At 68.8% G+C, this 24,920-nt stretch carries 13 protein-coding genes; 7 read left to right on the plus strand and 6 right to left on the minus strand.

Annotated elements, in window-relative coordinates; all coding sequences use genetic code 11:
• Positions 1-107: 107 nt before the first annotated feature.
• The 6 genes from C4B30_RS04200 to C4B30_RS04235 form a co-directional block, all read right to left on the minus strand.
• Positions 108-692 (minus strand): hypothetical protein, encoded by a 585-nt coding sequence (locus tag C4B30_RS04200; RefSeq protein ID WP_105131844.1) that lies wholly within the window; start codon positions 690-692, stop codon positions 108-110.
• Positions 693-846: 154 nt separating this feature from the next.
• A complete protein-coding gene (locus C4B30_RS04205) occupies positions 847-2,379 on the minus strand; it encodes a chemotaxis protein CheA (protein WP_105131845.1) in 1,533 nt (510 codons plus the stop codon).
• A 44-nt stretch (positions 2,380-2,423) separates the two neighbouring features.
• The gene (locus C4B30_RS04210; RefSeq protein WP_089502069.1) at positions 2,424-2,705 is read right to left on the minus strand and encodes a hypothetical protein; all 282 of its coding nucleotides are present in this window, start codon (positions 2,703-2,705) and stop codon (positions 2,424-2,426) included.
• Between the two features lie 72 nt (positions 2,706-2,777).
• Positions 2,778-3,368 carry a hypothetical protein gene (locus tag C4B30_RS04215; RefSeq protein WP_105131846.1) on the minus strand — a complete coding sequence of 197 codons (591 nt, stop codon included), beginning with the start codon at positions 3,366-3,368 and terminating at the stop codon, positions 2,778-2,780.
• A 111-nt stretch (positions 3,369-3,479) separates the two neighbouring features.
• Positions 3,480-3,803, minus strand: a complete 324-nt coding sequence (locus C4B30_RS04220) for a hypothetical protein (RefSeq protein ID WP_027781104.1) — start codon at positions 3,801-3,803, stop codon at positions 3,480-3,482.
• A 1,814-nt stretch (positions 3,804-5,617) separates the two neighbouring features.
• Complete coding sequence (locus C4B30_RS04235) at positions 5,618-6,541, minus strand: AraC family transcriptional regulator (RefSeq protein WP_027781105.1); 924 nt, start codon at positions 6,539-6,541, stop codon at positions 5,618-5,620.
• Between the two features lie 180 nt (positions 6,542-6,721).
• On the opposite strand from C4B30_RS04235, the gene C4B30_RS04240 reads away from it, so the two are divergent.
• The 7 genes from C4B30_RS04240 to C4B30_RS35575 all read left to right on the plus strand — a co-directional run bounded on the left by C4B30_RS04240 (position 6,722) and on the right by C4B30_RS35575 (position 24,889).
• Entirely contained in the window at positions 6,722-7,183 is a 462-nt protein-coding gene (locus C4B30_RS04240; protein ID WP_105131847.1) for a (2Fe-2S)-binding protein, read from the plus strand.
• 2 nt (positions 7,184-7,185) lie between these two features.
• A complete protein-coding gene (locus C4B30_RS04245) occupies positions 7,186-9,396 on the plus strand; it encodes a xanthine dehydrogenase family protein molybdopterin-binding subunit (protein WP_105131848.1) in 2,211 nt (736 codons plus the stop codon).
• A 488-nt stretch (positions 9,397-9,884) separates the two neighbouring features.
• Positions 9,885-10,283: a winged helix-turn-helix domain-containing protein gene (locus tag C4B30_RS04250; RefSeq protein WP_027781108.1), complete on the plus strand. Its 399-nt coding sequence runs from the start codon at positions 9,885-9,887 to the stop codon at positions 10,281-10,283.
• Positions 10,284-10,685: 402 nt separating this feature from the next.
• Complete coding sequence (gene sctQ, locus C4B30_RS04255; protein ID WP_105131849.1) at positions 10,686-11,840, plus strand: type III secretion system cytoplasmic ring protein SctQ; 1,155 nt, start codon at positions 10,686-10,688, stop codon at positions 11,838-11,840.
• Between the two features lie 3 nt (positions 11,841-11,843).
• On the plus strand, positions 11,844-12,518 hold the full coding sequence (gene sctR, locus C4B30_RS04260; protein WP_006480865.1) for a type III secretion system export apparatus subunit SctR: 675 nt from the start codon (positions 11,844-11,846) through the stop codon (positions 12,516-12,518).
• Positions 12,515-13,306, plus strand: a complete 792-nt coding sequence (locus C4B30_RS04265; protein WP_105131850.1) for a lytic transglycosylase domain-containing protein — start codon at positions 12,515-12,517, stop codon at positions 13,304-13,306. The genes sctR and C4B30_RS04265 overlap by 4 nt, the downstream gene beginning before the upstream one ends.
• A gap of 192 nt (positions 13,307-13,498) precedes the next feature.
• A complete protein-coding gene (locus C4B30_RS35575) occupies positions 13,499-24,889 on the plus strand; it encodes an LWXIA domain-containing protein (RefSeq protein WP_199779040.1) in 11,391 nt (3,796 codons plus the stop codon).
• The last annotated feature ends 31 nt before the right edge of the window (positions 24,890-24,920 follow it).

The raw sequence follows: 24,920 nt of genomic DNA on the forward strand, positions 1-24,920 counted from the left end.
GCCTCGCCGCATAAGGTTGTGTATCGGAGCAGCCGTTGCCCGATCGCGCGTGGCGGGGCGCGTGGCCCCGCGGCGCGGCGCCGCTGCGTCCGCGAATCGGCACCGCTTTATCGGCAGAACACGACGCGCTGCGTGTAGATCTGCGGCTCGATGACGGGCTTCGCCGCTCCGTTGAGATCGTCGCGATAGGCGCGGTAGGTCTTGCCGTTCACCGTCACGTCCGACGCGCGGGCCGTCTCGATCCTGTCGAGCCCGGCGTGCCGCCATTCGTTGACCCGGTCCGCCGCCGTGACGCTCGACTCGCCCGCGATCTTCTGCGTGATCGCACTGCCGTCGCTCCACGGTTGCGTCTGCATGTCCTCGGTGTGCTGCATCGCGCCGACCGCCTTGCCGGTCGGCTTCGGCCCGTTCCGCGCGTCGAACGGCGCACCGCGGCCGTACACCGGCGATTGCCACGACGGCGCGTGACCGGCTTCCGGCATCATGTAGACCATCTGCGGATCGCCGATCATCATCATCGGCGCGCATGCCGTGTTGTCGGCACGGCCGAGCGTCGACAGCGCCTGCTGGACGCTCGCGGCGTTCGCGAGGGTCTGCTCGCTCAGGATGACGAAGACCGCGGGATTCTGGAAAACCGACTGCGCAGCGGCCTGCGCGCTGGCCAGCCACAAAGCGACCAAAAAGATCCTCATGATTGAGGCCTCCTTGCATCCTCGTCACGCAAAAAGAGGTGTTGACCTCGGGGAGGGGAACAACACCCGTCAAACCGGAAAAGACCGTCGGGCATCGGGCCCGGCGGCGGCCGTGCGACCGGTGCTCCGGTCGCACGGCAGACCGGCCGCATGCCTACGACGAGGTGCTCGTCGAGATGACGGTCGGCGCCGGCGCGGCCGGTGCAGCGTGCTGGTCGACCGCGGCGGGCGACAACGCTTGCGCGGGATCGGTCAGCGCCGGCACGTTTGCGGGCGACGCAGCCACCGCGGCCGCGGATTCGACCGCGTCCGGCACTTTCGCGTCCGCTGCCGGCATGTCGGCGGGCATCGCGGCGACGGCAGGCTGCGCGGCCGCCGGTGCAGGCGCTGCGGCAGTCGCCTCCGGCGCCGGCTCGGCAGCCTTCGCGTCGGCAACCGGCGCCGCGACGACGGCAGCCGCCGGCATCGGTTCGGCAACCGACTCGCCTGCGGCCTGCACCGGGTCGGTCGCGGCCGGCATCGGCTCCGGTGCTTGGACCGCGACGGGCTGTGCAGGCTCGGGCGTCTTGGCGACGACGGCAGGCACGGGCTCGGGGGTCCTGTCCGCGACGGCAGGCACTGGCTCGGGGGTCTTGTCGGCAACTGCCGGGGCAGGCGCCGGCGATGCCTTGTCCGCCACAGCCGGCGCGGCGATGACGGCTGCTGCCGGCACGGCGGCCATCGCGGCGGCCGGTACGACCGATGCCGCGGGCGAGGTGGCGGCGATGGCAGGCGCGGCAACCGCCGGTGCGGCTGCGGCAACGGCCGGCATCGCCACTGCCGGCGTGGCGGCGACAGGCGCCATCGCCGGCACCGGCACCGGGACCGGCACCGAAACCGGCGCAGCGCGCATCGAGGCCGTCTCGATCGGGCGCGTCGGCGCGGGCGCCGGCGCGGCCGAGCCGAGCGGCGGCAGGCCCATCCGGTCGCGCACGATCGGATCGCGATACTTGATGTCGTCCGCGACGGTCGCTTCGACGCTGGGCGCCACGTTCGAACGCGCGAGCGGCGCGGTCGTGCCCGGGCACAGGTGCCCGGTCGCTTCCACCGCGCGCCGGTTCGCATCGCTCTGGCACAGCAGCGCGAGCGCCACGTCGGTCAGACCCATCGCACGGAATTCACGCGCATCGAGACGCCGCACGCAGGCCTGGTCGACGAGCGTCGTGCCGCCCGTCGCGCCGAACCCCGGGAACGACACGCCGACGCTCACCGAGCCCATGCAGGTATCGGACAGCGTGGTCGTGAGGCCGGGCGCCTGGATCGACGGATTCGTCTTGATCGTCTGCGTGCCGGAGTAATTGACGTTTTCCGTCGCCTGGGTGTTGTACGGGCTGCTGCCCGGCGCGCCGGTCGCGAGCGCATTCGTGCTCTGCGGCGTCACGTTGCCGCCGGCGGTGCCGGACGGCATCGTCACGTTGACGTTCACGCTCGAATTGCCGCTGCCGCGCACCCCGCTGGAGCTGGTGGCATTCCCGCCGCGCGAACTCGTCGTATTCGTGTTCATGCTCGAACCGCCGCCCTGGCTGATCGCCGTCGACGATGTCGACGATTGCGCGCTCGACGTCGAATCGGCGGTTTGCGCGTGGGCGCCGATCGTGGTCATCGCGAACATCGCCGCACATGCCACCTTGATCCTGTTGCTGTTCATTTCACTCTCCGGACGAGGTTTGACCTCCCACCCAGGCAACCGTACTAATTCCCCTGAATGCCTTCAGTTTTCGCTGCTTCCCCGAACTGCTTCCAGCCGCTGCCCAGCTGGGACCACGAGCCGGCCGACATGCCCTGCCATTGCTGGGTGTCCGGTCCGCCGATGGCACTGCCCGACGAAAGCGTTTGTTGTTCTGACGGTTTGGTTGTCTGAGAAGGGTTGTTTGACGTCTGCATATTCGATTGCCCACCATCGGCAGCACGGTCAGCGCCATACGCCGTCAGAGACGCGAGCATCAGAGCGGCGGCAATCAGGTTCTGCTTCATGCCAACTCCTTACGTGACAACGATGCGGAAAAGAGACCAGCGTCGCTGGGAAACTGGTCCCCCCACACCTGACTAATGACTGCTCCCGGTCGCGCTCGAGTCTCCCTGGCTTCCGCCCGATGCGGACGGCGAACCGGCCGGACCAGTACTCCACACGGTCGACGAGTTGTAGTGATTCGAGCCCGCGATCGCGCCCGACCCGCCACTGCCCGTCCACCCCACGGCGCCCGCGTTGGCGATACCGTGGTCGTTCGCGCCCGTGGCCGTGTAGTGGTTCGCGCCGAGTACGATCGTGGCGGTCACCCCTCCCGAAAGCGCATTCGCGTTCTCGTTCGTGCTGCCGTTTCCGGCGAACGAGCCCGCGGCACCGATACCGCCGCCCGCCGCGAACGCGCCCCCGTTCGTGCCCCAGCCGCTGGCCGTCGAAGTCGAGTTGTGAAAAGCGGACGCCGTGCCGGCGGAGCCGGCGGGTGTCACGGTACTTCCTGCATTCGCGCCGGCCGTCGAGGTCGAATTGCTGGTATAGCTGCCGGAGCCGACCAGCACCGAACCGGAAACACCCGCCGCAACGGATTGCGTCTGGTTGGTCGTGGACGATCCGGCCGCCAACGCAGCGGACGAAATGACGGTGAGCGCTGTCGCTAACATGACTTTGGCTTTCATAGCAATTCCTTGCTGTGAGGAAGTTCGACGGTGGCGGAGCCGGGCCTGCCCTTGCGGAACAACACCCGGCATCCGTGCCGCCAGCCAATGACGAACGCTACGCGTCGCGGCTTAGTGGTGATACGTCCAGCCCGTCGAGCCCGCGTTCGCGCCGCTGCTGCCGCCTGCTTGTGCGCCGCCGAAGCCGAAGCCGCCGACCGTCGACGTTTGCGTGTGGTTCGTGTACGAGATCGAACCGCTGCTGCCGCCACCGGCCATTGCGCCGGCTGCGCCGAGTGCCGAGCCGGAATCGGTTGCGGTGAAGTGGCCGAACCCGGCGACCCCGGCCATCGTCTGGCCACCGCTCGACGAGTTGCTGCTCGAGATCGTGCCGCTCGCTGCAAACGCTGCACCCGAAACCGCCAGAACTGCTGCTGCAATCAGAAGCTTCTTCATGGTCGACTCCATAACGGCGTGGAGAGAATGAGCATGGAAGATCGCACGCCATCAATCTTCCTGCCTCGGGCAATCCTTGAAAGTAAGGATTGCTATCGAATAAATAAATTATTTCAGGCTCGTTAATTGGATTTTTATTTTTTACCAGCCGAAGTCTAGTTTTATGTTTTTAAGTTGTCCAAAATTTATGAGTAGGTGCTTTCTATTATTTTTATGAACATTTGAATTCACCAAAAACATCGTCGATTACATTCACCGGAATTACACACACATCTTTCCGGCTCGCGATTTTCAATACCCCGCCCAAAACAGATACCGGCACCGGCACCCGTTTCCGGAATTGAAAATCAGCGAATGTATTGACTACCGCAAAACGCAGCGCCCGCTCGACATACGCCCTTCAGCCGGGCGACGACGGGCCTGCATTGCAGCCAGACGACATGTCTGCTCCCTGAGCTGACGAAGAAAGGCCTTCCGGATAACCCGGCCGACGCGCGTTCGATCTAATCCGGCCGGCGCCGGCACTGGCCCGGCGCGATCGAAACGGCTCTGCACGGTTGAAGAGGAATCGGCGCGACGCTGTCCGGCACGAACAGCGTGCCCCATCCGGGAGCGCTGAATGAAGGCGAGCATCGCTGTCGCCGGGTTGTCGCGCGAAACGACACCCGCTCCAGCACGCGACGCGCGCGGAGGGCGGAAAATCGGCAAGGCGCTACCGACGACGCTGGCACTGCGTCGCAAGCGCTACCCCAATCAGTCCGACTACCCCTATGGTGCGCTAGAAACGCGCAGATCAAGCCACTGCTTATAGTGTTCATCGCCGCTTCCCCGACTGGCTTGTGACGAACTGGCCGCCCCCACATCATCGTTGCATCGTGTCGACCGCTCGCCGGTGCGTCCCATCTCGCAAACCGCATGCCATGCGATATTCCACTGCGCATTGCGCGCGGCATGCGGCCGCCAGCCCCGACCATTTCGCAGGGAACGGCATTTTTCGTTTCAGGAATGTATCGCGCTAACGGGGCGCCCGCGGTGGCGATCATTGAACACCGCGACGCAATGCCTTGATTTGACGGACGAATCCGGCGCGTCCAGGCGCGCCGGACGTCCCCGCGAACGGTTGTTTCAACCTTGAGAACCGTCTCCCGACACATGGCCCTCGGTTCGCGCGTTTCTGCTGACGAACCGCGTGTTGCGGAGGCCGGCAGCCGTCCATTAGCCCGGCGAACAGGGGCCAGCCGCTCAATGCCTCGCACCGCACGGCCGCCGATACGACCGGCACACGGGTTCTCCCCGAAATACGAAACGAATTTGATTCATCCGTGAAAATACCCACACGATCATGCGGCGAAAAATCTTGCCATCCGGCACGCTGCGGGCGTAATAATTAAAACAAATGCAAACACGCGATTTCGACAAAATCGCGCTCAGCGTTTTTCATTCCATTCGATCAACCTCATTTCACCCATGGATTCCAGGCGAGCAATTCATTGAAGAAACGTTTTCGAGCATTTATCCGCTTGATTCTCATTATTTGAAAATGCCGATCCAAGACACCTTTCACGCCGCCGGTCTCGTAAAAACCTGATTCATCGCGCGTTTCGCCGTGTCGAACCGTATCGATCCCGCGATCGCCACGCGAACTTCCCCTGTCCCCACGATTCACGCATGAAACACAAACGTGCGCGCCGAACGGTCACGACCCGGCCGCGCCCGCATGCAGCGGGATTTCGTCATTCATGGCATGCCGATTGACTGATGTCGGCTCGCACCGAGCAGTACGCCACGGCGCACGAAATACAGGCGGCCGCCCGTCAGCCGAGCAGCTCCTTCTTGCGCAGATGCACGACGTCGCGCATCGGCGGCGCGCCGAACAGCCGGCTGTATTCGCGGCTGAACTGCGACGCACTTTCGTAGCCGACGACGGCCGCCACCGACCCGACGTCGCCGCCCTGCCGCAGCAACAGCCGCCGCGCCTCGTGCAGCCGCAGTTGCTTCTGGTACTGCAGCGGGCTCAGCGTCGTCACGTGCTTGAAATGATGGTGCAGCGACGACACGCTCATGTTGACCGCCTGCGCGAGCGACTCGACGCGCATCGGCTCCGCGAAGTGATCGCGGATCCATTCGATCGCACGCGCGATCCGGTGCGTCTGGCTGCCGGCGATCGCCATGTGCCGCAGCCGCGTGCCCTGCCCGCTCGTCATCAGCCGGTACAGCACTTCCTTCTCGATCAGCGGCGCGACGACCGCGATGTCGGCCGGCGTATCGAGCAGCCGCAGCAGCCGCAACGCCGCATCGAGCAGCGGCGGCGTCAGTTCCGCGAGCGCGATCCCCTCGCCTTCCGGGCCCGCGTCGGGCTCGGGCAGCCGCATCTCGGCCGCCAGTTCGACGATGCGCTGCGGATCGAGCGTCAGCGACAGGCACAGGTACGGTTCGTCCACCGACGCACGCGTCACGCGCGAGAGGATCGGCAAGTCGATCGACGTAATCAGGCAATTGTGGGTGTCGTATTCGTAAGCGTGGCCGGCCACGATCACGCGCTTCGCGCCCTGCGCGGCGATCACCAGCGCGGCGCGCGACACGCCGCAGCCGAGATCGACCGGCCGCGTGTGCCGATGCAGCATCAGACCCGGCACGGCCGTCGAATGCGAGCCGTCCGCCGGCGCGAAACGGCCGATCAGCGACGCCAGTTCGCGCCGCCCGGATTCGCGCGACGCCACGATATCGGTCATGTCCATGACGCATCCTCGAATGATTTCCCGTGTCGCGCGAGCATAGCGAAACGGCTCGCGGCGTGCGGGGGATTTGCAGGATTGTTCAATAAATTTGCAGGATTGGGTAGACGCAAAAACCGGCTGCTCGCGCACACTCCCCGCTAATCCGGCCCATGCCGGGTTTTCCCCACGGAGACAACCAAAATGCCCACCTCGTTTGTCCTGAACGGCAAGAACGTCACCCTCGACGCCAATCCGTCGATGCCCGTCCTCTGGGCGATTCGCGAACACGCGGGACTGACCGGCACGAAATTCGGCTGCGGCATGGCGCAGTGCGGCGCGTGCACGGTGCATCTCGAAGGCCAGGCCGTCCGCTCGTGCGTGCTGCCGCTCGCCGGCATCGCCGGCAAGCACGTCACGACGATCGAAGGCCTGCAGAGCAAGCCCGCGCAGGCCGTGCAGGCCGCATGGGTCAAGCTGCAGGTGCCGCAATGCGGCTATTGCCAGTCCGGCCAGATCATGTCGGCCACCGCATTGCTCGAACAAAATCCGAAGCCGACCGACGCGGACATCGACGCCGCGATGAGCGGCAACCTCTGCCGCTGTGCGACCTACGCCCGCATCCGGGCCGCGATCCACGACGCGGCCGCGACGCTGGGAGCCTGACCATGACGATCGAACTCGACAACACCGATTCGGTGCGCCCGTCGCGCCGCACGTTCCTGAAGGCCGCCGGGGCAGCAGCCGCCGTCAGCCTGACCATCGGCTTCGACTGGGCCGGCCTCGGCCGCCGCGCACTCGCCGCGACCGCGCCGGCCGGCGATTTCGCACCGAACGCATTCCTGCGCATCACGCCCGACGGCGCCGTCACGGTGATCGCGAAGCACGTCGAAATGGGCCAGGGCGCCTATACGGGCATCGCGACGATCGTCGCCGAGGAGCTCGACGCCGACTGGTCGAGCGTGCGCGTCGAAAGCGCGCCGGCCGATGCGAAGCGCTACGCGAACCTCGCGTTCGGCACGATGCAGGGCACGGGCGGCAGTTCGGCCATGTCGAACTCGTGGCAGCAACTGCGCGAAGCGGGCGGCAAGGCGCGCGCGATGCTCGTGCAGGCCGCGGCGGCCCGCTGGAAGGTGCCGGCCGCCGAGCTGACCACCGCCAACGGCGTCGTCACGCACACGAAGAGCGGCAAGACGGCCGCGTACGGCACGCTCGTCGCCGATGCGTCGAAGCTGCCCGTGCCCGACAAGGTCACGCTGAAGCAGCCGGCCGATTTCAAGCTGATCGGGCACCGGATTCCGCGCGTCGACGCATCGTCGAAATCGAACGGCACCGCGCATTTCACGCTCGACACGACGTTCCCCGGCATGCGCGTCGCGCTGCTGCAGCGGCCGCCGCGCTTCGGCGCGACGGTGAAATCGTTCGACGCGACGGCCGCGAAGGCCGTGCCGGGCGTCGTGTCGGTCGTGCAGGTGCCGGGCGGCGTCGCGGTCGTCGCGAACGGCTTCTGGGCCGCGAAACAGGGCCGCGATGCGCTGAAGGTCGAATGGGACGAAACGAAGGCGGAAAAGCGTGGCTCGGATGAGCTCATGCGCGAATACCGGCAACTCGCCGAGAAGCCGGGCACGTCGGCGCGCAAGGACGGCGATGCCGATGCGGCGATCGCCGGCGCGGCGCGCAAGATCAGCGCGACGTACGAATTCCCGTACCTCGCGCATGCGCCGATGGAGCCGCTCGACGCGGTCGTCAAGCTGACGGCCAACAGCTGCGAGATTTGGGCCGGGGACCAGTTCCAGACGGTCGACCAGGGCAATGCCGCCAGGACGGCCGGACTGAAACCCGAGCAGGTGCAGATCCACACGCTGTATGCGGGCGGCAGCTTCGGCCGGCGCGCGAACGCGTGGTCGGACTACGTGGTCGAGGCCGTGTCGATCGCGAAGGCGCTCGGCGCGGACGGCAAGCCCGTCAAGCTGCAATGGACGCGCGAGGACGACATCCAGGGCGGCTTCTACCGGCCGATGTACTTCCACAAGCTCGACGCGGGCCTGACCGCGGACGGCCGGCTGGTGGGCTGGCGCCACCGGATCGTCGGCCAGTCGATTCTCGCCGGCACACCGTTCGAGGCGTTCATGGTCAAGAACGGCGTCGACGCGACGTCGGTCGAGGGCGCCGCGAACCTGCCGTACGCGGTGCCGAACGTGTCGGTCGAACTCACCACCACCCAGGTCGGCCTGCCCGTGCTGTGGTGGCGCGTGGTCGGCAGCTCGCACACGGCCTACGCGGTCGAGGCGTTCATCGACGAAGCCGCGCATGCGGCCGGCAAGGATCCGTATGCGTTCCGCCGCGACCTGCTCGCGAAGGAGCCGCGCATGCGCGCGGTGCTGGAACTGGCCGCGCAGAAGGCCGGCTGGGATCCGGCCAAGCCGCTGCCGAAGGGCCGCGGGCGCGGGATCGCGGTGGCCGAGGCGTTCAAGAGCTATGTCGCGCAGGTGGCCGAGGTATCGGTCGACGCGGACGGCAAGGTGAAGGTCGAGCGCGTGGTGTGCGCGGTCGACTGCGGGATCGCGATCAATCCCGACATCGTCGCCGCGCAGATGGAGGGCGGCATCGGTTTCGGGCTCGGCGCGGCGATGCACAGCGCGATCACGCTGAAGGACGGCCAGGTCGAGCAGCGCAACTTCGACGGCTACCACGTACTGCGGATGGCGGAAATGCCGAAGGTCGAGGTGCATATCGTGCCGTCGGCCGAAGCGCCGACCGGGGTCGGCGAGCCGGGCGTCGCGCCGGTCGGGCCGGCCGTGGCGAATGCGATCTTCGCGGCGACGGGCAAGCGGCATTACGTGCTGCCGTTCGATTCGGCGGAGAGCGCGAAGGCTTGATACGCGGGGGCGCCGGCTGCCGGGCGAGGTATGCCCCGTGGCCGGCGTTTTTCAACGCATCGCGAGAACACCCTGCTTATCCGGGCTGGTTCCATGTAGGGTTCGATGTCGGCAATTACAACCACTTATGTCACTGATTCATATTGATTTTTCATTGATACCTGTAGGGTTCAATGTAGGGTTCAATGTAGGGTTTCCGTCGACCGCCGCCAACCCGAGTCGAGCGCGTGTTCCCGGCGTCGCCCTCACGTTACATCGGACGTAACGCCCGTAACGTCGCCCCGCGATGCTACGTAACAATCCTTCAGCACCGCGCCTCCCCTTTCATCGATCATCCGGCGCTTCCCGTTAAAAATTCTTTTAAATTCAAGGCTGCCGCCCCTTCCGCGCCGCGACCGCCAGCTATTGCCATCCGACAATCCTCCCCTGGCCCGGAAGTTGCAGCACAAGGCCCGCAAACACTCCTTTACGGACATGCGAGGGCCACCATGGATTGCAAATACCTGTACATCGACAACATAAAAATCAACTTCGTGCGCCGCACGATCGAAATCGACAACAAGGTCGTCGACGTTACGCCGCGTGAATTCGACGTCGTCGAATTCCTGCTCGACAACATGAACAAGATCGTGCCCCGGCAGGCAATCCAGGAAGCCGTGTGGGGCCGCGAGCTCGGCGTGTCGTCGCGCACGCTCGACACCCATATCTCGCGGATCCGCTCGAAGCTGCAGCTTGAACACGACAAGAATCTGCGGATCATCCCGATCTATGCGGTCGGCTATCGCCTCGTGCTGTTCGGCGCGGCGATGACGCACGTCGAGCGTCACGACGCGGCGCCGATGGTGCGCACGGCGCCGCAACCCGCGATGGCCGCCGACTACGCGTAACGCGTCACCCGCGCGCCGCCCGATCGCGGCACGCCTGCCACGCTTCCCCCACCGCGCTGCGCGGATTCGCAGCATCTCGCGGCCTGCCGGCCGGACGCGGCCTGCACGCCGCCCGGCCCGCCAGCCAGTCGCGCCCCAGCCGCCGCCTCCGGGCGGCGGTTGCTTTTGACCGCCAGCCGTCGCACCGCCCGCTTCATCGCGCCCGGCAGCGCTCCGCCCTCGTTCGTCACGCTTCGTAGCGCGCCGCGCCCGGCATCTCCGCGCGATGGCCGCGACTACGGATTCCGGCGCGGCACGCGGCCATCGCCGTCCCTACAATCGACGCAGCAGCCGCGCGCCCCTCGGCGCCGCCGGCCCCAGAACAATCCGTCGAACCAACGCCGAATCCGCCCCGATCCCGCCGTGCCTGCGCTGTTCCTGACGAATGCCGACGCCGGCGACGCCGCGAACCGGGCCATGCCCGCCGCTTCCCCGCCGCCCGCCGCCGCGCCGGCCGCGGGCGCGCTCGACGCGTCGCCCTACCTGCCGCGCCTGTCCGCCGCCGCCGCGCGCGGGCTGTCGCATGCGTACTGCGCGACGGGCGCCGTCCCGGTCACGCTCGGCGAGCATGCGTACGAAGTGCGCTGGCGCGTCGACGCCGAGCCGGCCGCGGATGCGCACGCGTACCGCTTCGTCGTCGGTCCGGCTGCCGGCACGCTCTGGATCGACCCGGTCGCGGAAACCGAATGGCTCGGCGACGCAGCCGACCCGGCGGTCCCGGCCGTGATCCGCGCGGCGCTGCTTGCCGACCTGTGCGCGCCGCTCGCGGCCGTACTGCAAGCCGCGACGCGGCAGCGCGTGGAACTGCTGCCGCCGCCGGCCGGCGCGCCGGCCTCGCCCGCCTCACCGGCCGCGCTGCGGTTCGAGCTGCGCCGCGCCGACGCCGCGTGGCGCTGCCACGGCGCGCTGCTGTTCGACGCGCCGGATGCGCTGGCCGTGTTCTTCGCGGCCGCGCCGGCCGCGCTCGCCGACGCGCGGGCGGCCTACGCGAGCCTGCCCGTGCCGCTCGTGTTCGAGATCGGCCGCACCGAGCTGACGACGGCCGAGCTGGCCGACGTCGTCGGCGGCGACATCATCGCGATCGAGCGCTGGAAGGCACACGAGCAGAACCTGCTGTGCGTCGCGCGGCTGCCGGCCGCGCCGGCGTGGGAAATCACCGGACGGCCGTCGGGCAACCGGCTGACCGTCGAACGAATCAGGGAGATGCCTTTGGAACCGACCCGCACCGACTCCGCCCCGCCGACGACGCACGACGCGCCGCCCGCCGACGCGCCGCGCTCGCTCGACGGCCTCGCCGTCGACCTGCGCTTCGAGCTGCCGCCCACGTCGATGCCGCTCGGCGAGCTGAGCGCGCTGCAGCCGGGGGCCGTGATCGAGTTGCAGCAAGGGATCAACCAGAGCGTGATCCATCTCGTCGCGAACGGGATGCTGATCGGCACCGGCCATCTGATCGCGGTCGGCCAGAAGCTCGGCGTGCGCGTCGTCACGCTGACGCAACCCGCGCCGCGCGAGCGCTGAACGATGGGCAACCTGCCGAATCCGGTCGCGCTGATCGCGGTCATCGCCGCGCTCGGCATCGCGCCGTTCGCGGCGCTGATGGTGACGAGCTACACGAAGCTGGTGGTCGTGCTCGGCCTGCTGCGCTCCGCGCTCGGGATCCAGCAGGTGCCGCCGAATCTCGTGCTCAACGGCATCGCGCTGATCCTGTCGCTGTTCATCATGGCGCCCGTCGGAATGTCGATCCGCGACGCGCTGCAGGCGCGCCACTTCGATGCGTCGGGGCAATTGTCGACCTCGGACATCGGCGCGCTCGCCGATGCCGCGCTGCCGCCGATCAAGGATTTCCTGGTATCGCATACGCGCCAGCGCGACCGCGAGTTCTTCGTGCGCACCGCGACGTCGGTCTGGCCGAAGAACCGCGCGGACGGCATCAAGGACGACGACCTGCTCGTGCTGGTGCCGAGCTTCACGCTCGCCGAGCTGACGAAGGCGTTCCAGATCGGCTTCGTGATCTACATCGTGTTCATCGTCGTCGATCTGCTGGTCGCGAACATCCTGCTCGCGCTCGGAATGCAGATGATCTCGCCGACGACGATCTCGGTGCCGTTCAAGCTGCTGCTGTTCGTCGCGCTCGACGGCTGGTCGCTGCTCGTGCACGGGCTCGTGCTGTCGTACCGCGTGGCGGGTGCGGGATGAACGCGCGCCGCCTGCGAACCGCCGCTGCTTGCCTGTGTGCGCTGGCCATGCTCGCGCTCGCGCTCGCGTGCCTGCCGGCGCGCGTCGCGCAGGCGGCCGGCGGCGCCGGTTTCGCGCAACTGGCGCGCGCCTGCGCGCCGAACGTCGATCCCGCGACGCTCGCCGCGCTCGTGCGCACCGAGTCGGGTTTCAATCCGTATGCGATCGGCGTGGTCGGCGGGCACCTGACGCGCCAGCCCGCGTCGCTCGACGAGGCGCGCGCGACCGCGCGCGAACTGTCGTCGCGCGGCTTCAGCTACAGCGTCGGCCTCGCGCAGGTGAACGAACGCAATTTCGCGAAATACGGGCTCGATGAAGCGACGATGTTCGAGCCGTGCCGCAACCTGCAGGCCGGCGGCGCGATCCTGACCGAATGCTTCGCGCGCTCGTCCGGCACCGGCCGCGCCACGCAGGCCGCGTTGCGCGCGGCGCTGTCGTGCTACTACAGCGGCAACTTCACGACCGGCTTCTCGAGCGGCTACGTGAGCCGGGTCGTCGCGAGCGCGCAGCGCAATGCGCGCGAAGGCGGCGTCGAACCGATTCCCGTCGTGACCGACACGCCGCCGCCGGCGCGCGAGCGGCGCATGGCCGCGGCCGCCACGACGCCGCCCGACCGCGCGCGGCGCCTGCCGTCGGCCGCCGCGTCCGCCGATGCGCCGTCGTGCCATGCGCGGCCGGTGGTGATGATGTGCCGCGGGCTGCCGGCGAATCAGGCGAAGCGGCTGTGTGTGCGGTGTCTCGATCAGTAAGTCGGCCGCTCCCTCCATCGCGCCCCCATCTCGCCGCCGTTCGTAGCCACGCCCCGGCGGCGCGCGCGCATCGGTCGCGCGCTACGAAACGCGTTGCGTCATCGCGGTGCATGCCTTTCTACACTCCAAGCTTGACCGTAATGGCATCGTAATGCGCGCCCCGTCGAGCGCGGCGCGACCGGGAGGAGTTTGATGCTGGATATCGACGGCGTCGGCATGGGCGCCAACTGGATGGCGTTCCTCGAGCGCACGCTCGAAGCCGAACGCGCGCAAGCGGCGAGCGAAGCCGCGCGGCAATCGGGCGATCCGTCGAAACAGCAGACCGCCACGCCCCCGCCGCCGCCGATCACGGTGCAGGTCACGTCCGATACGGACCCGTCGAAGCCGACCAATGCCGAAATCGCGTCCGCGACCTCGCTGATCCAGAGCCTCGCCGAACAATACCGGCCCAAGCCGCCCGACATCACGGTCGACGATCCGCTGACCAAAGCCGCGCAGACCGCGATCCAGAGCGCGCAGACCAAATACGACAACGCGCTGCAGGACGAGCAGGACAAGCAGACCGCGCTGACGAACGCGAAGAACGATCCGTCCACGACGAAGGACGCGCTGGCCGGCGCGCAAACCGCCTACGACAACGCGCACCAGGCCACCGCGAAGGCGGAAAAGGAGCTCGACGTCACGACCGACGCCGGCTACATGATCGCGTACGCGCAGCAGGCCGACCACGACAACGAAGCGCTCGATCCGAAACGCGCCGGCTCCGCGCAATCCGACGCGAATGCGGCGCTCGACCGGCTGAAAGCGGCGGTGCCCGGCATCGACGACGATCCGACCAAGGCCTCGCAGGACAACTGGACGCCGCAGCAAAAGCAGGCCTACGACGCGTGGCAGAAGGCGGACGCGAAGCTGTCCGAAGCGAAGGCGCTGCACAACGCCGACATCGCGAACTCGAATCTCGCGCTCGCCCAGTTGCAGTCGTATGCGTCGAACGGCGATTACGCGGATGCGATGGACGCCGGCATCGCGCGCATCAACAAGGAGCTTGCGCCGCTCGATCGCGTGATCGACGTGCCGCCGGCGCTGAAGCCCGACGAGGCCCGGACGCAACTGACGCAGAGCGCCGACGACGCGAACTATGCGAACGCGTGCCTGAATGCGGCAACCGACGCGGCGAAGGTCGCCGACATACAGGGCACGTACAACGCGGTATCCGGCAAGTACGGACCGACCGTGATGAGCACGACGGTCGCCGCGCAGCAAGACCTGCTGGATCACGCGCAGGCGAGCGCGCGCGTGAGCGGCGGCTATTTGCAGATGCTGTATGCGAATCGCCAGGTCGACGAACAGCAGAAGAACTACGACGCCACGCAAAAGAGCGCGACGCAATGGCGCCGCGACCATCCCGGCGTCAAGCTGATGGATCCGCGCGCCGATCTCGGCGTCGAAGACGCGGCCACACAGCTGTCGAAGGCGAAGGATGCCGCGAGCCTCGCGCACGACGGCTATGTCGCCGCGTACGGCAACGCGCTCGCGATCCACTACGACGATATCGCCGCCGGCGTGCAGAATCAGTACGACCACCGGACGATGTGCATCGCGAACGATCCGACGCCGCTCGAGATCAAGGGCCTGAAAACGATCGCGTCCGCGCTCCATCAGGCAGACGAGCGGATGACCGCGTCCGTCAACGAGCGGGCGACGAAGCAGGCGCTCGTCGATGCGCAGGCGAAGCAGCAGGACCTGAAGATCAAGGTCGACGGATTGCAGGCCCAGTACGACCAGTGGAACCTCGATCACGGCATCGGCCCGACGCCGAGCGTGTTCTCCATCGCGAAACCGCAGGGCACCCCGAAGAACATCCCGTTGACGGCGCCGGTGCCGTTCCTCGTCAATCCACACGCGAAACCGCTTTCCGATGCGCTCGCGGAACTCGATCAGGCGAACCAGGATGTCCAGCGCGCGCAACTGCGCGTCGAAACGTTCCATCAGCAGGTGCTGTTCAACGAATTCGACGCGCATCTCGACGAGCGGTTGCGCAATCCGAAGACCGAATCCGATCAGAAGGACTACGCGAAGGCGCTGTCCGACTTCTTCGGCGCGCACCGCAGCGAGCTGTCGCAGTCGCTGCTCGACAAGGCCGGCGAAGCGACGCAGCACGGCACGCGGATCGACTTCGGCCAGCTGAACCTCACGCAGCAGCGCAACCTCGTCGGCGTCGCGATCGGGCTGTCGCCGGACCGCGCCACCGACGATCGGAACGCTGCACAGTTCAGCGACGGCAAGAAGCTCGAATCGATCGACAAGGTCCGCGACGAGCTGCTGAAGGTGGGCGGCGGCGCCGGCACGCGCGTCAACGTGATGCCGATCGTCTATGCGTCGAAGGATGCCGGCCTGGTCACGAGCGCGATCTTCAAGGTCACGAACGAGAACGGCGACACGCATTACGTCGACGATCAGGGTGCGAAATACTCGAGCATCGACAACTTCATCGACGACAACTCGCTGTCGTCGGACGGCACGCTCGACATCGCGACCGGCTACGACGCGAACGGCACCGCGCGGATCGACCCGCACAACACCGCGCACGACGACAGCTGGTGGGAAAGCGTGATGCATACGTTCGGTTCCGGCGACGTGAACCTCGGGATGCTGCTCGGCGGGATCGCGCTCGAAGTCGGCGGCGGCCTGCTCGACGCGACGGTGTTCGGCGCGCCGCTCGGCGTCGCGCTCAATGTGGCCGGCACCGGGCTGATCTACACGTCGGCGGCGGCAGCCGTCGCGAACTCCGGCTACGACCTCGCCAATCGCATCCAGCACGATCGCACCATCAGTCCGCTCGACGCGGAAGCGCGCGCCGATTACCTGAACCTGGTGCCGGCCGGCGTCGGCGGCGTCGGCAAGATCGCCACGCTGCTGAACGACTCGAAGGGGCTCGCCACTTTCGTGCGGCGCGCGACGACGGTCACCGGTCTCGGCGGCGCGGCGGAAGCCGGCGTGCAGTTCGTGCACGATGCGGCGACGGGTCATACGGACCGGCTCGCCGGCGATGCGTCGTCGTTCATCCTGAATCTCGGCCTCGCGCAAGGTCACCAGAAGCTCAAGGCCGTGACGACCGGCATCGTGCGGCGTACCGGCGGCTTCGGCGGCCGCGACCTGAACAACCAGGCCGTGCAGATCGGCGACCAGACCGTGCGCATCGGCCAGAGCCGCTACACGGCGACCAACACGCTGCGGCTCGGCCGCACGCGCGCGACCATCGACGGCCGCAGCGTGACCGTGGCCGGCGACGGCACGCTGATGGTCGGCAAGCGCGTGCTGACCTACGAAGGCGTGCCGATCCGCGTATTGAGCCGCGCGAATGCGGTGAATACCGGCTCACGCGGCACGACCGGCACCACCGCGTTCGTCGACCACGAAGGCCGCATCACGATCGCGGAGCGCGTCGACGGCTCGTGGCGCACTCTGGAGCGCACGCGCTTCAACCGCTACGACACCGATGGCCGCATCACGGCCGGCCGGGACGGCAGCCTGACGCTGTCCGACGGCATCGAGCTGCGCGCGCCGAGCCAGGTCGGCGCGCCGCGCGGCGCGACCCCGGCGCCCGACACGCCGACGCCGGCCGCGCCGTCGCACGACGACGGCGCGCGCACGAATGCGGCCCGCGCGACCCCGTCCGCGCTGCGCGCGGCAGCGGACCCGACGGCGGCCGTCGCCGAGCCGGCCGCCGCGACGTCGCGCGCGAGCGCGCAGGCGGGCCGCTCGTCCGCGCAGGTGCGCGAACGCGCCGCCGAGAACGACCAGGATGCGCGCACCGCCTCGCGCGCGGATCGCCGCAGCGGCGACGCACGGACGGTCCAGTACCGGCGGGTCGCCGATCCGGCCGACGCCGGCGCGGGCGGCCCGCTCGAACCGCTGACGTTTCGCCAGCGCGTTGCCTGGACCGTCCTCCATGCGATCGAATCCTCCCCGCTCGCCCCGGGCTTCGCCGCACGCGATGCCGATGTCGCGGTCGCGCCCGGCGGCGCGCGCGTCGAGCAGCACAGCTACGGCGGTCGCACGCTGTTCGTCGTGCGCAACGGCCGCGCGGATGCGCCGCTGACGCGCGCGGACGGCACGCCGCTGTCCGGCCACGAACTCGCGCTCGACACGCGTCACGGCCTGCCGGCGCCGTCCCGGCTCGACGAACCGATTGTGTTCGTCGCGGAAGGTGCGGAGGCTGGACTGGCGCCCGAACTCGCGAACGTCTGGAACCGCCCGGTATTCGTCGCACCGCGCGGCGCGCTCGCGGCGGACGGCACGATCCGCGCGACCAGCGGCTTCGTGCGCTTCGATCCCGCGCCGCATCCGGAGGTCGCGCTCGGGCCGCTGCGGGCAGACGGCCTGCAGGTATTTCACGCCGATAGCGGCAAGCCCGTGGACCTGAACGAGCATCTCGGCGCGCTGCTCGGGTTCGGCGCGCACAAGGGCGGTTTCGCGCTCGGCCGGGACGCGGTCGTCGCCCTCTACGAGGATTTCAGCACGCGCGCCGAACAGCGGGCCAGCGCCGACGCCGAGCGCGCGGCGCTGGCATTGCTGCGGCGTCGATACGATCTCCCGACCGTCGCGATGGACGGCCCGTTTTCGCACGCCAACCGCGTCGCGGTGCTGTACCAGCCGCGCGGCGGGCTGCATACCGGCGATGCCGGACGCGGGCTGCTGCCGACGACGCTCGACCCCGAATCGCTGCAGACCTTGCGCACGCTGCGCGATGCGATCGTGCAGGACCGGCTGTATTTCGATCCGCAAGGCGTGTATCGCGACGGCCGGCTGCTGCTCGCCGATCCCGGCCCGATCGAAACCAAGAGCGACGCGTATCGTCAGACCCTGGCGGACGTCGACGATCAGATCACGCTGCTCGAACGCGGGATCGAGCGCGGCGACGTGAAGCTCAAGCGCCCGGACGTGCAGATGCGTGCCGGCGGCGCGCCGCTGCCGAATCAGGTCAGCGCGCTCGCCGAACAGTCGGGCACGCTCGCGCAGCAGATGCGCCTGCTCGGCAGCGACCGCTCTCGCGCGAACGCCGCCGGCAAGCGTCCCGGCGGCCGCTATACGCGCAAGGCGCTCGAAGCCGAGGCGAGCCGGCAGCTCAATTCGTTCGAGGCCCGCTACGACGTCGACCTCGGCAATCGCGCCGATGCACCTCCGCACGATGCCGGCGATCCGCCGCACGACAACGGGGGCCGCAACAAGCCGCGCGACGATGCACCGCGCTCGATGCGCGAGATCCAGGCCCAACGCGTCGCGTGGTCGCGCGCGAACGTCGAGCGCAACGCATCGCCGTTCGGCGCCGCGATGCCGGCGCTCGATGCGCTGGGGCTCCGGCGGCGCGGCCTCGTGTCGATGGATGAAGCCGACCGTCTCGCGATCGTCCATGCCGACACGCAGCCCGACGGCACGCTGCTCGGCCCCGACGGCCGGCCGATCGATCCGCACGGCTTCTCGCTGCTGTCGGACGCGCCGTACGCGGGCCAGCGCGTCGTGATCCTGGCCGCGCGGCACGCGAACGAAGGCGCGGCCGCGCAACTGGCGAACCTGTGGCAACGCCCCGTCTACGCGGTGCATCCGGACGCCGTCGGCGCCGGCGGCAGCCTGACCGACCTGTCGGGCATGAACCGCTACGTGCCGGCCGCTTACACGCAACCGGCGCTCGGCGAGCTGTCGGTCACCGGCGGCCAACTGCACGTCGCCGGCGACCCCGCGCGCACCGTCGACCCCGCCGATCATCTCGGCCCGCTCCTCGGCTCCGGGCTCTACAAGACGGTATTCGACGGCGGCACGGGCCAGGCCATCGGCTTCTTCCGCGACACGTCGCCGGACGGCATGGAAGTCGCCCACGAGGAGATCGGCGCCGAACAGGGCGGCCTGCGCGAACTGAAACGGCTCAACCTGCCCGTCAGCACGGTCGACGGGCCGTTCTCGCACCTGGGCCGGGCCGGTGTCGTGTACAAGCCGGCCGCCCTTCTGAGCAGCGCCGCGATGGAGAAAGGGCTCGGCCTGCCCGGCGTGGTCCGGCGCAGCGGTCTCGGCGATCTGGTGAACATTCGCAACGTCACGCAACAGCACGGGCTGCTGTACGACTTCCAGGTGCTGTTCGGCCGCCATGGCGAGGTGCTGCTGCACGATCCCGGCCAGGTCATGCACAAGGCGGACCCGGAAGGCGACGTCGTCGAGCGGATCGACGGCGTCATCGACACGATCCAGCGCGGCATCGCGACGGGCCGCATTCGCCTCGCCCATCCCGCATACGCCGAAAGCGGCGCGTACGCACAACGCCCGGGCATGCTCGGGCGCGTCGTGCAGCGGTTCCGCGGCCGCGTGCTGCTGATGCGCGCGCATGCGATCGCGCGGCAGTCGCCGACCTTCCGCGCGCAGATGCGGCTGGCCCGCAGCGACGGCTGGACAATCCGCGTCGGCACGCCGGGCGGCGGCCATTACGCGGATGCGCAGACACGCACGATCGTGCTCGACGGCAATACGCGCCGCGCCGGCACGCTCGTGTTCGTATGGAGCCACGAACTGCAGCACAGCGTCGATCTCGCGACCGGCGCGCTGGCCGCCGAACACGCCAGCCCCGAAGCCGCGGTGGCCGCGTTGCTGAAGTCGGATGCGCGCGCGGAGGTCAACGCATACACGATACGCAACGAAATCCTCGCCGCCGGCGGGCCCGATATCGCGACCCACGCGAAGCTGCCCGACGCGCTCGCGCGGGCTACCGAGCATGCGCTGACGAGCCGCGATCCGGCCGCGCTCGACGCCCTCGCGGACACCTTCGGCGACATGCGCACGTCGACGCCCGGCAATCCGACCTATCGCGACTACTACGGCGAACAGGTTCGCTCGGCCGCCGGACGCCCCGTCGCGCCACGGCTCGCCGCGCCGGCACGCGGCCGCCATGCGGTCAACGGCGGCGCGATGAAGCACGCGCGTGCGTGGCTCGACGAGCGCGACATGCGCACGCTGACGCGTGCCGAAGGCCAGCAAGCGCCCACGCTCGGGCATCTGGTGCAGCAGACCGGTACCGACACGACGCTGCTGATCTCGCGCGCCGGCAAACCGACGCCCGACGCGCCGCCGACGTTCGTCGCGACGGCGCACGTCGATGCGAATGGCGCGATCCTTCGCCTCCGCTTTCTCGGCAACGCGCTGAACGCCGAAGAACGGCTGGCGCTGAAGCAGGCGCTGTCGAGCGCGGCGGAACGCAGCGATCCGACCGGCACCGCCGCCGCGCGACGCGCGTTCGATTTCCATGCGTCACCCGGCACGCACCGCGAACTGGTCGCGCTCGGCGGCCCGGCGAAGATCAAGCCCGCGCGTGAAGGCGAGACGGTCGAATTCACGCGAAACGGCCGCGTGCGCGACGCGTACGTCGATGCGATCGACGCACTGTCGAACGCGCCGCATTTCGCCCGCGCGAAACAGGCCGTCGCGGCGGCCGGCCACGCCGACACGATCTACGTCGTCGACAAGGCGACCGGCAAGGTCGCCGGTCACGCGCGCTACGGCTCGGCCACCGGTGTCTGGCAATACCAGGAAAACGCACCGCATGCGCAGACCCACGTGAAGGAGCGCCCGCTCGCCGCCGCGTACCCGCAGCGCGGGCGCATCCGGTTGCGGCCGAACGGCAAACTGCACAGCGTGCCGCTCACGCGCGCCCGCACGCGGGGGATGACGTTCTTCGTCAGCAACGTCGAACCGGCCATGCTGGCGCGGGTCGGCGACCGCTTCGACGCGCCGCGACCGCCGAAGAAAGACAAGACGGAAGTCCTGCCGCGTCGCGGCCTTCAATACGGTGGCCATGTCGCGATCAGCGGCATGCATGACCTGCGACGCCGCTTCGCGTCGCTGACCGGTGCGGGCGCCGCGATCGCGCTGCGCCGCGCCCGCGCGATCGCGACGCTCGGCCGCGCGTCGCCCACGACGCGCACGCTCCCGGCCGGCGGCACGCGCACGCCCGCGACCACCGCGCCGGCGCCCCGCACGTTCGAAGCCGGCCTGCTGCCCGTCGCGTCGGGTCACGCGCTGGATTTCAGCGGCCACAACGTCGTGCACCTGCTCGGTCTTGCGAAAGCGCGCGGCCTCGTGCCCGGCAAGCATTTCATCTACGTGTATGGCGGCGGCGACCGGATCGCGTACCGGCTCGGCAAGCCGCGCGCGGTGATCACGGCCAACGCGGAAGGCGAACTGACGTGGCATGACAACTGGCGCAAACCGGACGGCCCCGGTGTGCCGCTCGAAGCGTCGCCGATCGGCGGCGGCCCGTACGGCGGCGATACCCATCTGCTGCTGACCGAACTCGCACCGGATGCGCTGGCGGAACACGCGCGCGGCACACGGCTCCAGACGCTCGAGACCCGCCTCGCGTACGTCGACGCGCTGGCCAAAGACCCCTTGCCGGAAACGTCCGACGCGCGGCGCAACTGGGGCGCGGCCGAAGCGCAGCGGCTTCGGTCGCAACGCAACGCGGCGCTGCAGTCGATCCGCCGCGCGAACGCCGCGGCCGCACGCAACGGGCAAGCGGCATCGGGCCATCCGGTGCTCGACGTGCGGACCTATCAACCGTCGCTCGTCAGCACGACGCAGGTCGAATCGCTGCAGCGCTATGGCGACGGCAACGCGTCGGCCCTGCTCGCGCACTACGACCGGATCGACGCACTCGTGCAGCACGCACGCGATCCGCGCGCCGCGCCGCTCGAAGTCGACGATGCGGTCGACGGCGTACCGCCGGCGATCATGGCCGACGCACAGGCGTTGCGCGACACCGGCATGCCGCTGTACGTCGCGCGGGACTGGTCGGGCGGCGGCTCGCGCTACGCGCCGATTCCGCTCAGAAAAACGGTGCTGAGCCGTTTCAGCACCGCGCTCGCGACCGATCGCGCGCTGCGCCGCCGGCTCCTTGCCGCCGATCCCGCGTACCAGCAGCGCGTCGTGCCGATGAGCCGCGCGTTCCGGCTTTCCGACGATCCGGCGACGTTCGTCGCGCAGATCGAGCGGCACGGCGGCGTGATGTCGGCCGTGACGATCGTGATCGATCCGCATACGCTCGTGGCCACGCGCGGCGCGAAGCACGACCCCGCCGTCGTGCAGGACGCGAAGTCGATCGGCGACCACCGCGACGCGACGATCGACTACTGGACCGGCACGATCACCGGCGCGAACGGCAAGTCGATGCGTATCGACGACCTGGCCGAGAAATACGTACACGACTGGCTCGACGCGTCATCGAAGGCCGGTTTCCTGCTGCGCTTCGAAATGGCGCCGGCGCGGGCGCTGGTGTCGTCCGTCGACCATCGGCATCAGCCCGGCTCCAACACTGGCTATCACGACCACGCGCGGCTCGGCGCGCTGCTCGAATCGTGGAACCGGAAGCACCTCGGCCAGCCCGCGCCGCACGTGATGGTGACGTTCCATGGCTGGGACACCGTGCCGGAGCCCACGTCCGGCGCGAGCCATCTGGAGCTCGCGAAATCGCTGCTCGACCACCCCGCGCTGCCGTGGGTGCACGTCGGGCTGTCGTACGCGACGCATGGCTCGGACTTCGTCGCGAACCAGGAACTGACGACCGCGCTGGCGACGCTGCTCGTCGAACGCGCCAGGGCGAACGACCCGACGTTCGCACGATTGCACGGCGCCGACGCGCTGACGCGCGTGTACGACCGCGTCGATCGCACGACGCTGATGAACCAGCACAGCCTGCTGCTCGCGGAAGTCGACCGCATCGGCCGGGCACGCGGCATGTCGCCCGCGCGGATCGCGGCGTTGCGCCAGCAGCTGTACGAAGGCAACACCACGCAACTGCTGCATCGCGCCCGCTATGCGACGTCGCGCTTCGCCGCCGACAAATGGGCCGCCGACCCGCGCCGTGCGCCCGCGGCCAGCGATGCCGCCCGGATGTTCACCGAACGGTGGCTCGCCGACGTCGGCGCGCGGCTCGCGGCGCCCGAACAACTCGTCACGACGGACGGCGGCGGCACTGGCGTCGAACCGCTGCAGGCATGGCGCGAAACCGTCCTCGCGCCGGCCCTCGTCGCCGCCGATACGCAACCGATCAGCGAAAGCCGGCTCGTCAGCGCGCAGACGAACGAACCGATGCGGCCCGACGATCCGCTCGCCGCGGCCGCGGAACTGCATGCGCTGCGTCTGCATCAGCCGGACAGCTGGATCGCCGCGCTGCTGAACCGCAAGAACCTGATGTCGATCGCCGTCGGCGCGGCGGCCGGCTTCGCCGTCCATCACTTCGGCCTGACACCGGAAAAATTCAAGCAGACCGCGAACGCGGCGTTCGTCGGCGTGCGGACCGGCCGGCTCGTGCAGGCCGTGCACCAGGACACCGTGCGCGCGCTGAAAAGCGGCGATCCGCGGCTGTTCGACCGCGTGATCGACCGCTTCGTCGACGGCCTGAACAATCAGCTCGATGCGCACCAGATGCACGCCGAGCAGCGCAACGCGTCGCTGATCCTGCTCGCGGAAAGCGCGCGCGCGAAGATCCATCTTCAGCTGGAATTGCACAAGGCCGCATCGCTGCCCGCGGACAAGACGCTCGAGTACACGAAGATGATCGCCAACGACATGCTCCAGCAGATGCAGGGCGTGCTCGCGGGCACCTCGATCCAGCAGCTGCATTACGGGAATCCGCGCCGCTTCATGGGCAAGGCCGGACGAGCCGCCGCGATCGCCGGCTATGCGAGCCTCGGCGAGCTGTCGCTGCATGCGCTGCTGCAGAATCCGTCGGTGGTGCCCGCGCTGGGCGCGGCCGGCGCGCTGCTCGGCATCACGTACACCGGCCTCGTGCAGGGCAGTGCATTCGCACACCTGAGCATCGAACGGCGCAGCCGCGTCGTGCGCGGCATCGACCTGATGTCGGATCTCGCGAGCATCGCCGGCGGCGCGATCGCGCCGTTCGTCGGCCCGCATCCCGCGATCCACTCGGACTTGCCGATCGCGATTTCGTCGCTGTCGTCCGCGACGCTGCTCGCACTCGCGCGCATCGACACGCATTTCCCGAACCTGCCGAAGCGGCTCACCGGCTCGATCCCGACTTCGCTCATGATCGCGCCGATTCTGATCTATGTCGGCAAGTGGATCTACACCGCGTTCGAGGACGACGACGGCAAGCCGCCGCCATCCGGCACGCAGCAGCCGGGCGGCGGTCCGACCCAGCACGCCGTCGCGCCGTCGCCGGCCGCCACGCCGGGGCAGCAAGCGCCCGTCACGCATGCGGCGCAACCGAGCGCCTCGCCATCGCCTTCGACGAGCGCCACACCATCCCAGCCGCAGCCGTCGCCAGGCACGCCGTCGAGCCCGCCTTCGCCGTCGAACGCCGCGCAGCCCTACATCGTCGTCGACGGCGATTCGCTGTGGGTGATCGCGGACCAGCATCGCCAGTCGCTGCTCGACGCCGCGCACGTATCGCGTGCCGACCAGCAGGCGATGACGCGCGGCGAGCAGGATGCGCGTGCGCTGAACGAGATCCTGCAGCTCAATCCGTCGGCCGCGCGCGATCCCGCGCACTTGCCGATCGGCACGCCGCTGGTGGTCGGATGATGGTCGGCCCGCCGCGCACCCCATGCGGCGG

Origin of the sequence: Burkholderia sp. BE12 (assembly GCF_002959955.1) — a bacterium.
Lineage (GTDB): Bacteria > Pseudomonadota > Gammaproteobacteria > Burkholderiales > Burkholderiaceae > Burkholderia.

Bases quoted from the DNA above. Each gene is read 5' to 3' on its own strand.
- C4B30_RS04250 (WP_027781108.1), top strand. From the start codon at position 9,885: ATGGATTGCAAATACCTGTACATCGACAACATAAAAATCAACTTCGTG.
- C4B30_RS04220 (WP_027781104.1), bottom strand. From the start codon at position 3,803: ATGAAGAAGCTTCTGATTGCAGCAGCAGTTCTGGCGGTTTCGGGTGCA.
- C4B30_RS04200 (WP_105131844.1), bottom strand. From the start codon at position 692: ATGAGGATCTTTTTGGTCGCTTTGTGGCTGGCCAGCGCGCAGGCCGCT.
- C4B30_RS04240 (WP_105131847.1), top strand. From the start codon at position 6,722: ATGCCCACCTCGTTTGTCCTGAACGGCAAGAACGTCACCCTCGACGCC.
- C4B30_RS04210 (WP_089502069.1), bottom strand. From the start codon at position 2,705: ATGAAGCAGAACCTGATTGCCGCCGCTCTGATGCTCGCGTCTCTGACG.
- C4B30_RS04235 (WP_027781105.1), bottom strand. From the start codon at position 6,541: ATGGACATGACCGATATCGTGGCGTCGCGCGAATCCGGGCGGCGCGAA.
- C4B30_RS04265 (WP_105131850.1), top strand. From the start codon at position 12,515: ATGAACGCGCGCCGCCTGCGAACCGCCGCTGCTTGCCTGTGTGCGCTG.
- C4B30_RS04215 (WP_105131846.1), bottom strand. From the start codon at position 3,368: ATGAAAGCCAAAGTCATGTTAGCGACAGCGCTCACCGTCATTTCGTCC.
- C4B30_RS04245 (WP_105131848.1), top strand. From the start codon at position 7,186: ATGACGATCGAACTCGACAACACCGATTCGGTGCGCCCGTCGCGCCGC.
- sctR (WP_006480865.1), top strand. From the start codon at position 11,844: ATGGGCAACCTGCCGAATCCGGTCGCGCTGATCGCGGTCATCGCCGCG.
- C4B30_RS04205 (WP_105131845.1), bottom strand. From the start codon at position 2,379: ATGAACAGCAACAGGATCAAGGTGGCATGTGCGGCGATGTTCGCGATG.
- C4B30_RS35575 (WP_199779040.1), top strand. From the start codon at position 13,499: ATGCTGGATATCGACGGCGTCGGCATGGGCGCCAACTGGATGGCGTTC.